Source organism: Nannocystis sp. RBIL2 (assembly GCF_026626745.1).
Lineage (GTDB): Bacteria > Myxococcota_A > Polyangia > Nannocystales > Nannocystaceae > Nannocystis.
This window is the reverse complement of record NZ_JAPNJW010000002.1, coordinates 1,007,228-1,019,884: the sequence shown is the minus strand read 5'-3', so window position 1 is coordinate 1,019,884 and position 12,657 is coordinate 1,007,228. Positions and strand designations below refer to the sequence as shown.

General features: G+C 71.7%; 9 protein-coding genes. 5 read left to right on the top strand and 4 right to left on the bottom strand.

The annotated features are described in order from the left end of the window. The first annotated feature begins 19 nt into the window (after nucleotides 1-19). The 3 genes from OV090_RS29240 to OV090_RS29230 all read left to right on the top strand — a co-directional run bounded on the left by OV090_RS29240 (nucleotide 20) and on the right by OV090_RS29230 (nucleotide 4,519). Nucleotides 20-895, top strand: coding sequence for a response regulator (locus OV090_RS29240; protein ID WP_267707918.1), 876 nt, complete (start codon nucleotides 20-22; stop codon nucleotides 893-895). A gap of 218 nt (nucleotides 896-1,113) precedes the next feature. Continuing rightward, complete coding sequence (locus OV090_RS29235) at nucleotides 1,114-3,864, top strand: valine--tRNA ligase (protein ID WP_267707917.1); 2,751 nt, start codon at nucleotides 1,114-1,116, stop codon at nucleotides 3,862-3,864. A 73-nt stretch (nucleotides 3,865-3,937) separates the two neighbouring features. Next, nucleotides 3,938-4,519 (top strand): hypothetical protein, encoded by a 582-nt coding sequence (locus tag OV090_RS29230; protein WP_267707916.1) that lies wholly within the window; start codon nucleotides 3,938-3,940, stop codon nucleotides 4,517-4,519. Nucleotides 4,520-4,627: 108 nt separating this feature from the next. On the opposite strand, the gene OV090_RS29225 is transcribed toward OV090_RS29230, so the two are convergent. The 4 genes from OV090_RS29225 to OV090_RS29210 all read right to left on the bottom strand — a co-directional run bounded on the left by OV090_RS29225 (nucleotide 4,628) and on the right by OV090_RS29210 (nucleotide 11,176). Next, nucleotides 4,628-7,981, bottom strand: coding sequence for a protein kinase (locus tag OV090_RS29225; protein ID WP_267707915.1), 3,354 nt, complete (start codon nucleotides 7,979-7,981; stop codon nucleotides 4,628-4,630). A 116-nt stretch (nucleotides 7,982-8,097) separates the two neighbouring features. Next, complete coding sequence (cdd, locus tag OV090_RS29220; RefSeq protein WP_267707914.1) at nucleotides 8,098-8,517, bottom strand: cytidine deaminase; 420 nt, start codon at nucleotides 8,515-8,517, stop codon at nucleotides 8,098-8,100. Continuing rightward, on the bottom strand, nucleotides 8,504-9,937 hold the full coding sequence (locus tag OV090_RS29215; RefSeq protein WP_267707913.1) for a protein phosphatase 2C domain-containing protein: 1,434 nt from the start codon (nucleotides 9,935-9,937) through the stop codon (nucleotides 8,504-8,506). The genes cdd and OV090_RS29215 overlap by 14 nt, the downstream gene beginning before the upstream one ends. 27 nt (nucleotides 9,938-9,964) lie before the next feature. Beyond that, a complete protein-coding gene (locus OV090_RS29210; RefSeq protein ID WP_267707912.1) occupies nucleotides 9,965-11,176 on the bottom strand; it encodes a hypothetical protein in 1,212 nt (403 codons plus the stop codon). Between the two features lie 119 nt (nucleotides 11,177-11,295). On the opposite strand from OV090_RS29210, the gene OV090_RS29205 reads away from it, so the two are divergent. Both OV090_RS29205 and OV090_RS29200 read left to right on the top strand, forming a co-directional pair. Further along, complete coding sequence (locus OV090_RS29205; protein WP_267707911.1) at nucleotides 11,296-12,000, top strand: hypothetical protein; 705 nt, start codon at nucleotides 11,296-11,298, stop codon at nucleotides 11,998-12,000. Between the two features lie 7 nt (nucleotides 12,001-12,007). Beyond that, complete coding sequence (locus OV090_RS29200) at nucleotides 12,008-12,643, top strand: hypothetical protein (protein WP_267707910.1); 636 nt, start codon at nucleotides 12,008-12,010, stop codon at nucleotides 12,641-12,643. Nucleotides 12,644-12,657 lie beyond the last annotated feature (14 nt).

Below are 12,657 nucleotides of genomic sequence, written 5' to 3'. Positions count from 1 at the left end.
GACCCTCGAAGGAGCCTCGATGCCGACCAAGATCCTCGCGATCGACGACAGCAAGACCATGCGCCTCGCCATCAAGATCACCTTCGCGGCCGAAGACTATGATGTGGTCGCGGTGAGCAAGGGCTCCGAGGCGGTCGCCCGCGCCAAGCAGATGCCAGCGGACGTGCTTATCGTCGACGCCGCGCTCGCCGCCGGCGAGCCCTCGGGGTACGAAGTGGTCAAGGCGGTGCGCGCCGACCCCGACACGGCGCACATCCCGGTGCTCCTCCTGGTTTCGAACCAGGTCGGCATCGACGAGGCCCAGGTCCAGGCCTGCGGCGCCAACGGGGCGATGACCAAGCCCTTCGACACCCAGGAGATGCTCGAGAAGGTGACCGCCCTCGCGCAGGGCAAGTCGATCACGAGCGGCAAGACGGTCCCGAAGGCCGCGCCCGCGCCGCAGGCCGCCGCTCCGGTTCGTCCGGCTCCGGCCGCCGCGCCGTCGCCCGTGGCCGCCGCCCCGACGCCGGCCGCCCGTCCGGTCCAGGCTCCCTCGACGCCTCCGGCCGCGGCGCCCAAGCCCACGCCGGCGGCGACCCCCGCGGCTGCTGCGCGGCCCGCGGCGACTCCCGCCAGCAGCGGCAACAAGAATTTCCCGGCAGCTTTCGCCTCAGGAGAGGATATGGCCAGCAAGATCCCGATCGCGACCCCCATCCCGTTCGCTCCCGCCGATGCGCCGACCGCCGGCATGCTCAAGCGCCTTCAGGCGGCCGGCGGGGCCGGCACTGGTCTCGACCCCAAAGCGGTGCAGGCGCTCCTGTCGCTCAGCCGTGACGTGATCGAGCAGGTAGTCTGGGAGGTCGTCCCGGACATGGCCGAGCAGATCCTCGCGCGCGGGCAGCAGGCCCGGCACTGAGCGCCGTCCCGGGGGGGTCCCCGGATTTCAAGTTCGATGGCCGCCTCGCGCGATCTGGATCGCTCCCAGATCGATGCGTGGCGGCTTTGCCGTGTTCGCGGTGCAGGTCCACGCCGCGGCGAAGGTGCGCAGTCGCCGAGTCGTGACAGAGTCTCGGCGCGAATGGGCCGACGAGTGTGACTGAAGAAGATGCCGCCCCGATGAGGGCCGGAGGGAGCATGGAGAAGCTCAACAGTGTTTACGAGCCGCAGGCCGTCGAGTCGCGGCTCTACTCGTGGTGGCGCGACGCCGGGTACTTCCAGCCGGCGCCGGGCGAGCAGCCGACCTTCACGGTCGTGTTGCCGCCGCCGAACGTCACCGGCCGGCTGCACATGGGCCACGCGCTCACGGCCACCATCGAGGACACGCTGGTCCGCTGGCGCCGGATGTGCGGTGAGGCGGCGCTGTGGCTGCCCGGCACCGATCACGCCGGGATCTCGACGCAGGTGATGGTCGAGCGCCAGCTCGTCAAGGAGGGCACCAGCCGCGAGCAGGTCGGGCGCGACGAGTTCATGCGCCGCGCGTGGGAGTGGACCCGCGAGCACGGCGGCATCATCGATCGTCAGCACGAGGCCCTCGGCGCCTCGCTCGACTGGTCGCGCTACCGCTTCACCCTCGACCCGGTGTCGTCGCGCGCGGTGCGAGAGGCGTTCGTCCGCCTCTACGAGGACGGCCTCGTCTACCGCGCCTTCCGCCTGATCAACTGGGACTGGGCCAGCCAGACCGCGCTCAGCGATCTCGAGGTCGAGCATCGCGAGTCCGACGGCTCTCTGTGGCACCTCGCGTATCCGGTCGAGGGCTCGGACGACGTCCTCGTGGTCGCTACCACCCGGCCCGAGACGATGCTCGGCGACACCGCGGTGGCGGTCCACCCCGACGACCCGCGCTACCGCCACCTCATCGGGCGGCGGGTGATCTTGCCGCTGACGGGGCGCAAGGTGCCGATCGTCGGCGACCCGATCCTCGTCGACATGAACTTCGGGACAGGCGCCGTCAAGGTCACGCCGGCCCACGACTTCAACGACTTCGAGGTCGGCAAGCGCCACGACCTCGATCTCGTGGTCGTCATCGACAAGCGCGGCAAGCTCAACGAGAACGCGCCCGAGCGGTTCCGCGGGCTGTCCGTGGCCGAGGCGCGCGAGGCGGTGGTGGCCGCGCTCGCCGAGGCCGGCGTGCTGGTCAAGGTCGAGCCGCACAAGCTGAACCTCGGCTACTCGCAGCGCACCGGCGTGGTGTGCGAGCCGCTGCCGTCCGACCAGTGGTTCGTGCGCACCAAGCCGCTGGCGCAGCCGACGATCGACGCGGTCCGCAGCGGCCGCACCAAGATCCTGCCGGAGCACCGCGAGGGCGACTACTTCCGCTGGATGGAGAACATCCACGACTGGTGCATCTCGCGGCAGCTGTGGTGGGGCCACCGGATCCCCGCGTGGCACTGCGCCGCGTGCAGCAAGATCACCGTCGGCCGCGAGGACCCGACCGCGTGCGCCCACTGCGGCTCGACCTCGATCGAGCAGGACCACGACGTGCTCGACACGTGGTTCTCGTCGGGCCTGTGGCCGCTGACCTGCCTCGGCTGGCCCGACCAGACCGCCGACATGCAGCGGTTCTACCCGACCGGGCTGATGGAGACGGGCTGGGACATCCTGTTCTTCTGGGTCGCCCGCATGATGATGTTCGGCATGTACTTCGGCGGCGACGTGCCGTTCCGGACCGTGTTCCTCCACAGCATGGTGCTGGGCGAGGACGGGCGGAAGATGTCGAAGATGCGCGGCAACGTCGTCGACCCGATGGAGCTCATCGAGAAGTACGGCGCCGACAGCCTGCGCTTCTACCTGTCGACGATGGCCGGGCAGGACCAGGGCATCGTCTTCAGCCGCGCGCGCGTCGAGGGCTACCGCAACTTCTGCAACAAGCTGTGGAACGCGGCCCGCTTCGCGCTGATGAACCTCGAGGACTTCGGCCCCGAGGAGCTCGCGGCCTACCGCGCGCAGGTGATCGAGAAGGCCGACGTCGGCCCGCTGGCGATCGCCGACCGCTGGATCCTCGCGCGCGCGCTCGAGACCGCGATCGCAGTCGACGACCTGTTCTCGCAGTACCGCCTCGACCTCGCGGCCCACACCGTCTACCAGTTCGTGTGGTACGAGCTGTGCGACTGGTACCTCGAGCTGGCCAAGAGCAACCTCCGCGAGGGCGCGCCGCCGGCCGATCGTCGCGCGACGCAGGGCACTCTGGCGACGGTGTTCGACCTGATGATGCGGGTGCTGCACCCGATCATCCCGTTCATCACCGAGGAGATCTGGCAGCGCCTGCCGCGTCCTGAGGACGCGCCGGCGAGCCTGATGCTGGCGGGGTTCCCCCGACCGCGCACGCGCGACGGCGAGAAGGTGCTGGAGCTCGACGGGCCGGTGCAGCGCGTGGGGGCGATCTTGGCCGAGGAGGGCACGCTTCGCGCCCGCGAGGACATGACTGCGCTGGTCGAGCTGACCACTGCGGCGCGCAGCCTCAAGGCCGAGTTCAAGCTGCCGCCCGCGAAGCGCGTCGAGGTGCTGGTGCGCAGCGAGGATCCGGAGGTGCGGGCCCGCGTCGCGCGGCTGCACCCGCTGGTGGTCCACCTGGCGAAGCTGCAGCAGCTGCGTCTGATGGAGCCGCACGAGGTGGCGCCCAAGGAGGCGGCGACCGAGGTGGTGCGCGGCGCGGAGGTGATCCTGTCGCTCGCCGGCCTGGTCGACTTCGCGGCCGAGCGCACGCGCCTGTCGAAGGACCTGGAGAAGGCGCGCAAGGAGGCCGACGGCCTGACTGCAAAGCTGCAGAACCCGGGCTTCCGCGGCAAGGCTCCGGCGGACGTGATCGCCAAGGGCGAGGCGCGGCTGGTCGAGCTGCGCGACGATCTCGAGCGCTTGCAGGCGACGCTGACGCGGCTCGGCGGGTGAGCTGCGTGCGGTCATGTCGACAGGCTGCTAGCCTGTCGACATGATTCGTTTAAGCCTAGTGATATCGATAGTGGTGGCAGCGTCGGCGGCCTGCGGGAGCGGCAAGGGCGGCGAGACCGACGACGCGACCAGTACCAGCGAGACGGGTGAGACAGGAGCCACGGGCGAGACAGGAGCCACGGGCGAGCCCGATACCGGCGCGACCGGCACCAGCGCGACAGGGGAGCCCGACACCGGCGATACCGCGGACGTGCCGACGGGCACGACGGGCGGGACCTCGCTGCTGGAGACCTGCGTGTTCGACCCGCCTTGCGAGCAGGAGCTGGGCCCCGACTTCACGGACTCGGAGGAAGAGGTGTACGACGGCCTGCTGTGCGCGTGGACGCGGCTGCGCGACGCCGCCCCGTCGCGGGTCGACCTGACCTTCGGGGGCGACAATCCGACCAGCCTGATCCCGCTCGGTGACCCAGACCGCTCGGTGCTGGTAGTCACGAGCGCCGGCGGCGAGACGGTGCAGCGCTGCACCCTGGCCGAGGCCGTGTTCTTCCAGACCTGCATCGACGCCGGACCGGAGGGGCTGGGCGAGAGCTGCGCGTTCGGCTACGGCTGGTGGGTCGATTGCGTCGACGAGCCCTCGCCGGTCTGCCCGGGGTGATCGTGGGTTCTTAGACATGCCCTTGGGGGCATGTCCGTGGGGACATGTCGGTAAGAGAATGTTTTAAACGACATGCTCGAAGCGACATGTCCATGATCACTTCGACCGTCACTCGGGCGGTGCGCAGCCGACCTCGGCGCGCGGTGGATCGTCGCTGTCGGCGCGGGCGGAGATGAAGGCGCGGAGACCCTCGGAGTCGGTGGGGAGGGCGTCGCGCCAGCGGAGCACGCGGCCGTCGAGGTCGACGGCGACGACGCTGCGGCCGTCGTCCTCGATGGCGAGGGCGAAGACCTGCTTGAGTCCGCGGAGGCGGCGGAAGTCGCGGCGCGGGGCCAGCGGGTCGGGCTCGTCGCCGATGTCCCACAGCAGGACGTCGCCGCCGGTGACTGCGACTGCGATCCGGCTACCGTCGCGCGAGACGGCGACCTGGAGCTCGACGAGGTCGGGCGGGGCGAGCTCGATGCGCAGCTCGTGGCTGACGCTGTCGAACACGCGGAGGATGTTGTCGCGGCTGAGCGTGACGATCCAACGGCCGTCGCCGGACACGTCGATCTCGCCGACCTGCAGGCGATGCCCGCGCAGCTCGCCGAGGCGCCGGCCGTCGAGGTCGACGTGCTCGACGTGATCCTCGGCCGCGAACACAAGCTCGCGCGTGCCGGGGATGGCGACGGTCACTGCGACCCGGTGACGCACGCGCAGGAGCTCGCGCAGGCCGGCGTCGCCTTCGTGGCGGAACAGCTGACCTTGCGGGCCGCCGATCACGACCGCAGGCTCGCCCGGGAAGAGCAGCGTCGGCGCTGAACCCTCCACGCGCTCGAGCTCGCGGACCGGCTCGCGCGCGGCGAGGTCGACGAGCAAGACCCGACCGTCGTCGCACGCGACGGCGAAGCGCGGCCGTGATGGATCGACGCCGGTGCGCAGGCCGTCGCAACCCGGGCCGATGGTGGTGCGCAGCGCCACTGCGCCGTCGGGCAGCGACATGGCGAACAGCTCGCCGGCTTCGTCGAGGGCGAGGCCGTGGCGGCCGTCGTGGGCGAGCGCCAGCCGCTTGATCGGCCGCTCGATCGGGATCGTGGCCAGCGATCGCATGCGCGCGGTGTCGACGACGTGGATCGACGTGGCGCCGCCGAGCAGCACGCGACCGGCGGCCGGCGCCATGGCGACTGCGTTGCGCGAGATCGGCTCGGGCGCGACGTACTGCTCGCGCGCGAAGGCCGAGGCCGGCCACACGAACACGCGCGGGTCGTTGCCGACGGCGGCGATCCAGCGTCCGTCGGGCGAGAACTGGGCGTCGATCATGTGCGCCGGCACGGCCAGCAGATAGGGGGTGGCGGTGGCGAGGTCCCAGATCCCGACGCGCGCGTCACCGCCGACCGAGGCGACCTTGGTGCCGTCGGGCGAGAAGCTGCCGCGGCGGATGTAACCGCTGTGCGGGGCCAGCAGGTCGCCGCGATCGCGGACGAGGTCGTAGTGGCGCAGGTAGGTGGTCGAGGCCGGGGCAATCAGCTGATCGGAGGCGGGCGAGAAGCGGATCTCTCGCAACGAGCCGAGCCACACGTCGGTGGGCGCGTGCGGCCAGACGAGCCGCCGTCCGGCGCCGGCCCGGGTGTCGTACAGCCACACGCTGCCGTCGGCGACGGTGCTGGCGAACCATCGCCCGTCGAGGGAGACGCCGCCGGCCTGCTGCATGACGACGTGGCCGGCGCGCACGACCGTGCGCGCGCCGGTGGTGAGGTCGTGCAGGTAGGCCTGGTTGGTGTCGACGTCGATGCAGCCGATGTGCTTCGCGGTCCACGGGACGGAGTTGGCGAAGCAGCGGTCGATGACCTCGCTGGCGCCGGTGTCGAGGTCCCAGCGGCGCAGGGCGAGCGCGTCGTCGGAGGTGTAGAGGCGGCGGCCGTCGGGGCTGAAGACGACGTTGCGCACGCCGTCGGTGTGGCCGAGCAGAACCTGCGGCTCGCCGCCGGCGAGGTCCCACACGCGCACGGTGTGGTCGCGGCTGGTCGAGGCGACGCGGCGGCCGTCGGGCGAGAAGGCGGCGCGCCAGACGTCGCCGGTGTGGCCGCGGAAGACGTGAGATGTCCCGGAGGACATGTCCCAGACGCGCAGGGTGCAGTCGTCGCTGGTGGTGGCCAGGAGGTCGCCGGTCGGCGAAAACGCGGCGCGGCTGATGGCCGCCCGGTGACCGCGGAGGACCCGCGGCAGGCCGCGCGCCTCGAGGTCGGCGGCGATCTGCCGGGTGCGCCGCCAGTCGGCCGCGGGCGAGAGGTTGTCGAGCAGCCGCAAGGCCTCGATCGGGTCGCTGTCGAGGACGAGGCGAGCTTGCTCGAAGGACAGGTTGTCAGCGCGCCGCTCGGCCTCGACCTGGGCGGCCTGGGCCCGCCGCTCGGCGTCCTCGGCGAGGTCGCGCGCGCTCTCGGCGAGGTCGCGCTGCTCCTTGACCTGGCGGAAGCTCAGGGCGGTGACGCCGACGATCAGCGCGACGCTGACCGCGGCGAGGCCGAGCAGGGCGCGGTGGCGGCGGACGAACCGACGCACGCGCTCCCAGGCGGTGTAGCGGTGCGCGCCGACGATCTGGCCGGTCTGGAACCGCCGCAGGTCGTCGGCGAACTCCTTGGCGCTGGGGTAGCGGGCCCCGCGGTCGCGCGCCATCGCCTTGTCGACGATCGCCACCAGCTCGTCGGGCGCGTCGGGCTCGCGGCTGCGCAAAGGGACAGGTGCTTCGTAGACGGTCTTGTAGATCATCTCCATGGCGTTGCCGGCGTCGTGCGGCAGCTGCCCGGAGAGGACGTGATAGAGGATCGCGCCGAGGGCGTAGACGTCGGTGCCGGTGTCGACCTCGGCGCCCTCGGCCTGCTCGGGTGACATGTAGCCGGGCGTACCGATGACTGCGCCGACGAAGGTGAGGTCCTTGCCCGGAGTGACTGGGGTCGGTTCGCCGGCGGCGAGGTCGGCCACGTCGAGCTCCTTGGCGAGCCCCCAGTCGATGACGACGGTCTCGCCGAAGGCGCCGACGAGCACGTTGTGCGGCTTGAGGTCGCGGTGGATGATGCGCTGGCTGTGCGCGTAGGCGACGGTCTCGGCGATCGCCAGCACGTGTGGGAGCAGGGCCAGGCGCGCGGCGAGGGTTCGGGCCTCGGCGATGACCTTGTCGAACGAGCGGCCCGAGACCAGCTTCATGGCGAAGAACGGCTCGCCCGTGGGCCAGCGACCGGCCGCGTAGACCGGGACGATGCCCGGGTGCTGCAGGCGCGCGGTGAGGAGGACCTCGCGGACGAACCGCTCCTCGTCGACGGAGCGGCCGCGCACCAGCAGCTCCTTGAGCGCGACCGGGCGATCGAGGCTCGGGTCGTGCGCGCGCAAGATCCGTCCGATCCCGCCCTGCGCGAACTGGCCGGCGATCACGTAGGCGTGGCGATCGATCTGCGGCAGGCGGCTGGTCGCGAGCGTCCGCGGTACCACGGGCGCGGGCGCTTCCGAGGGAAGCATGGTCACGACGTCGTCGCCGATCGGCGGCGTGGCGACGCGGGTCGGCAGCGCTGTGCTCGCAGACAGCGTGTCGTCCGTGCGCTCGGAGCTCATGGCACGCGCGGCGCGAGGAAGCTGGCGTCGAAGGCCAGCGGCAATAGATCGCGGACCCGGGAGCGCAGCTGGGCGCCGTTCGTGGTGACGAGCACGAGGTCGGCGTCGGCGGCGAACTCGAACAAGATCTGGCGGCACGCGCCGCACGGCGGGGCAGGGACGTCGGCGCCGGTGACGACTGCGACGGCCTCGATCGCGGCGGCGCCGTGGGTCAGCGCGTAGAAGAGCGCCACCCGCTCGGCGCACAGGCCGAGGGTGTAGCTGGCGTTCTCGACGTTGGCGCCGGTCCAGATCGTGCCGCCGGCGTCGCGCAGGGCGCAGCCGACGGCGAAGCCGCTGTGCGGGCAGCGAGCGTGCCCACGGGCCTCGAAGGCGGCGGCGACGAGCGCCGCTTCTCGTGGATCAGTTGCCGTCATCCATCACGTCTTCGATCTCTTCGATCTCTTCGACGAGCTCGGGCTCGGCCTTGGTGAGCTTGGGGATCACGAGGCCGCGCGGGTTGGTCTCGACGAACGACTCGGTCTCGTCGGTGTCGACGTCGACGCCGACGTCGGCGTCGGCGTCGGTGTCGGGCTCGGTCTCGCTGACGTCGACGACCATGGTGCGCTCGCTGTTGTCGCCCATGGCGTGGGCGAGCTGCGACTGCGAGTCCTCGAGGCGGCGTCCGAGCTCGGTGGCGAGGCTCCACAGCAGCTTCGAGGCGAGCGCGTGGTCGCGGCGCATCAGCTCTTGCAGGTCGCGGCGGCCGATCTTCAGCAGCTTGCCGTTGGCCTCGACGGTGATGGTGATGCGCGCGGTGTCGGTGCCGACGAGGTCGGTCTCGCCGAGCAGGAGGCCGGCGTTGACGGTGACGAGGTGGTTGCCGCCGCGCGAGAGGGTGGCGCGGCCGTCGAGCACCACGAACAGGTCGCCCGCCTCCTCGCCCTCGCGCACGAGCACCTCGCCCTTGTGGCAGGCCTGGACGCGCGAGATGTTCATCAGCTTGCACAGCTGCTGATACGTGAGGCCCTCGAACAGCTGGACGCGGCGCAGGGTCTCGACGGTGAACTGCAGCTGAGCGACGCGTGTGGCGTCGCCGCGGACCTGCACGGCCAGCGCGGTGACGTTGTCCTTGCCGCCGCGGCTGTTGGCGAGGTCGATGAAGCGGCCCGGGATGTCCTCGATGTTGGAGAGCGCGAGGTTGCTGGCGATCTCGGCGTCGTCGAGGTAGTCGTAGAGGCCGTCGGAGCACAGCAGGAACGCGTCGCCCGGCAGGATCTCGAAGTCGAGGATGTCGACCTCGACGTGCTCGTAGACGCCGACGGCCCGCGTCATCGCGTTCTTGAAGTTGGCGTACGGGCTGACCGCGAACTCGTCGGCGCGGACCTTGCCGCTGCGGATCAGCTCGTTCATCAGCGAGTGATCCTCGGTGAGCGGATAGACCACGCCGTTGCGGCTGAGGTAGATCCGGCTGTCGCCGACGTAGGCGATGAAGCCGCGCTGACCGATGATGAGCAGCGCGACCACTGTGGTGCCCATGCCGCGCTTCTCGGGCTCCTGCTGGGCCTTGTAATAGATCTGCGCCGAGGCCGAGTGAACGGCGTACTCGAGCAGCGTGCAGAGCTCCATCTGCGCGGTCGCGTCGAAGTCACCGATGCGCGTCAGCAAGTCGCGCTCTCGACTGACGACGTCGCGGATCGTGTGGACCGCGAGCGCGCTCGCCACTTCACCGGACGCGTGGCCGCCCATGCCGTCGGCGACGATGAAGAGGTTGAGGTTCTTGTCGACGAGGAAATTGTCCTCGTTGTGCGACCGCTTTCGCCCGACATCGGTCGCTGCCCAGTGCTTGATCTCCATCGCCATGGACCTCATCGCGGCCGGACCTCAGGGCTCCGGCGCCGCTGCCGAGAATACGGCATCGAGCGGGCGCTGGGCGGCGTCGGCTCCTGCGAGCCTGGCGGCGAGCGCGTCGAGATCGCTCTGGCCGACCGCGGCCCCGTCGAGCCATACGCCCTCCGGCAACGCGGTGATGCCTCCAGGCCCCCGCTCGAGCTCAGGTTCGCCCAGCTCGCAGGTCTGCGCTTCGGGCGCCTCGTCGAGCCGGGCGATGAATTCGGCCGCCGCGGCGCTCCGCGGCTCCCTGCGGGCGCCTTCGTCCTCGCGCGCGAGGATCCGCAGGTACTCGAGCTGCAGCCCCAGCCGCTCGGCCACGCAGGTGCGCACCCGCAGCTGCCGGGCGCCGGTGTTGGTGCCGCGAGCGATGACCTGCACGGCCAGGACGCCGGGGTTTTGCCGACGAAACTCGAGAACAGGGGCGAGCAGCGAGAAATTGGGGTGCTCGTCGTGCTCGGCGAACACGACGAGGCGATGGGGGAGGCCGACCCCACCGATCAACATGCCTGCCTGGACCGGCGGGCGCATGAGCCGCTGGCTGACACCGCGTCGCGCGGCCACCAGCGGTCGCACCGGCGGTCGATTGGCGCGCAGGCGCTGGGCCTCGCGGGCCAGCTCGCCGCGCACGCGCTCGAGGCCGGGACCGTCCTCGAAGGCCGCGGCCTGACCGACGAGGAAGATCGGCGGGCGACCGAGGTAGCCGCCCGCGGCCTGATGCAGGCGCTGGAGCTCGGCCTTGCCGGCGCGCATGGCGACGTCGAGGCAGCGATCGTCGACGATCGCGGCGAGATCCTCGGGACGCAGCCCGAGTTCGCCGGCGAGGACGGCGCGGGCGGCGGGATCGGCGAGGCGGACTGCGAGGCGATCGCGGCCGTCGCGATCGAGGACTCGCAAGGCGGCCTCCTGGCGGCCGCGGGCGCCGGCCCCGAGCAGGAGGCGGAAGATCCGGGTGTCGCCCAGGCTCTCGACCATGCTGGTGGCGACGGGGATGACGCGCACGCCGACGGCCCCCTCGTGATCGGCGACGAAGCGCCGCAGGTCGAGCCACACGCCGAAAGCAGTGGAGGCGAAGGGATCGAGGAAGGCGGAGATCGCCAGGGGGGCGTCGACCGGGCCGACGTGCAGGGCGAGCGACGGGCAGTCCTGGGCGCGCGTGGCCGGTGCAGCGAGGAGCACGGCGGCGAGCGCGGTGGTGAGGAGCACGCGGGGACTGTGACCCGCCGCCGCGGTTTGTTCAAGGCGGGGCGGGAAACCCGGCGGCGAGGCCGTTCGGGCCGGCCGCGGCCTTTCGCGCGCCTGGGGCCGTGGTAGTCTCGCCGCCCGTGCTGCGCGTCGCCTTGCATGTCCTGGTCAGTGGGTCGCTCCTCGCCGGCCCGCCCACCACGCGCGAGTACACGGGCGACGACGCGGTGATCGAGGGGCCGGGCGCCGGCGGGGCGACGTCCTCGGGTCCGGAGGCGCCGGGCGCCGAAACGACGCCCGCGGTGCCGGAGCCGCCGCCCGCCCAGCCGCCTGCGGGCGCGGTGGCGCCGACCGGGGCGCCGGTGTCGACCGAGGGCACGAGCTCGGCGAGCGCGACGGCGCCGTCGGCTTCGACACCGGAGACGACGACGCCGCCAGTGCAGCCGGAGGGACCGGCCGAGGATGAAGAGGACGAGGACGAGGTGCCCTACGACCCGCTCGTCGACAGCCCGGAGGCGCAGCGGGCCCGCAGCTGGGTGCGCAGCGGAGCGGTGTTCCTCGGCATCGGCGCGGTGCTGACGGGCGGCGGGATCGCGATGTCGCAGGCGAAGGTGAACACGCTGGCGGAGCAGGAGGCCTGCGATCCGCGCCAGGACCGCGCCGGCAACGGTTGTCTGGAGCCTGCGCGAAATCGCGCCACGGCCGCGCTGCTCATCCCGGGGGTGCTGCTGCTGGCCGGCGGGATCGCCATGCTGACGGTCGGCAAGCTGCAGCAGAAGCGGCTGCGCGCCGATCTGCGGGCCAGCCGGCGCGAGGTGGTGCTCGGGCTGCAGTGGGCGTTCTGAGGCGGGCTTGAACCTGTTCGTCGAGCCAGGTCACCCGGATGCCGGGGCGCCGCTGTTGCCGGTCATGGCGCGCGCGCTGGCGGCGATGGGCGCGGAGGTGGTGATCGCGGCGGGCGACGACAACCTGATCCGGGCTCGCCGCGCGGACGACCCGGGGGACAGGCCGTTCGTGGTGGTCGCGGCCGGCCTGCCGAACCTGGTCCACGAGTTCGCCCACGCCATCCAGGCCGGGCGCCTGGCCGACGACCACGGCTTCGACTACGGGCTGATCCCGCTCGACCTGCGGGTTCGGGAGCAGCGGGCGCTGCTGTGGGAGGAACTGGCGTGCTCGGTGCTGTCCTGCGCCTACGCGCCGGCCGGCGGCGATGTCGACGCGTGGTTCAAGGAGCAGGTCGAGATCCAGGGGGTCTTCTACGGGGTGAGCGAGGGGGCCGAGTTCGCGGCGCTGGTCGACGCCACGCGCGCGGCGCATCCGGCCGAGCTGCCGGCGACGGTCGAGGCGGCCTACCGGGCGGCCGCGCAGGTTTTGCGCGGGGTGAGGGCTGCAGATGCAGAGGCCGAGCCCCCACAACATCTCACCTTCGAGGCCCTGTGGGCGCGGTATTGCCAGCAACTGACTGCATCGTCGCTTGCCTCCGGGTGAAACCGCGGGGACCC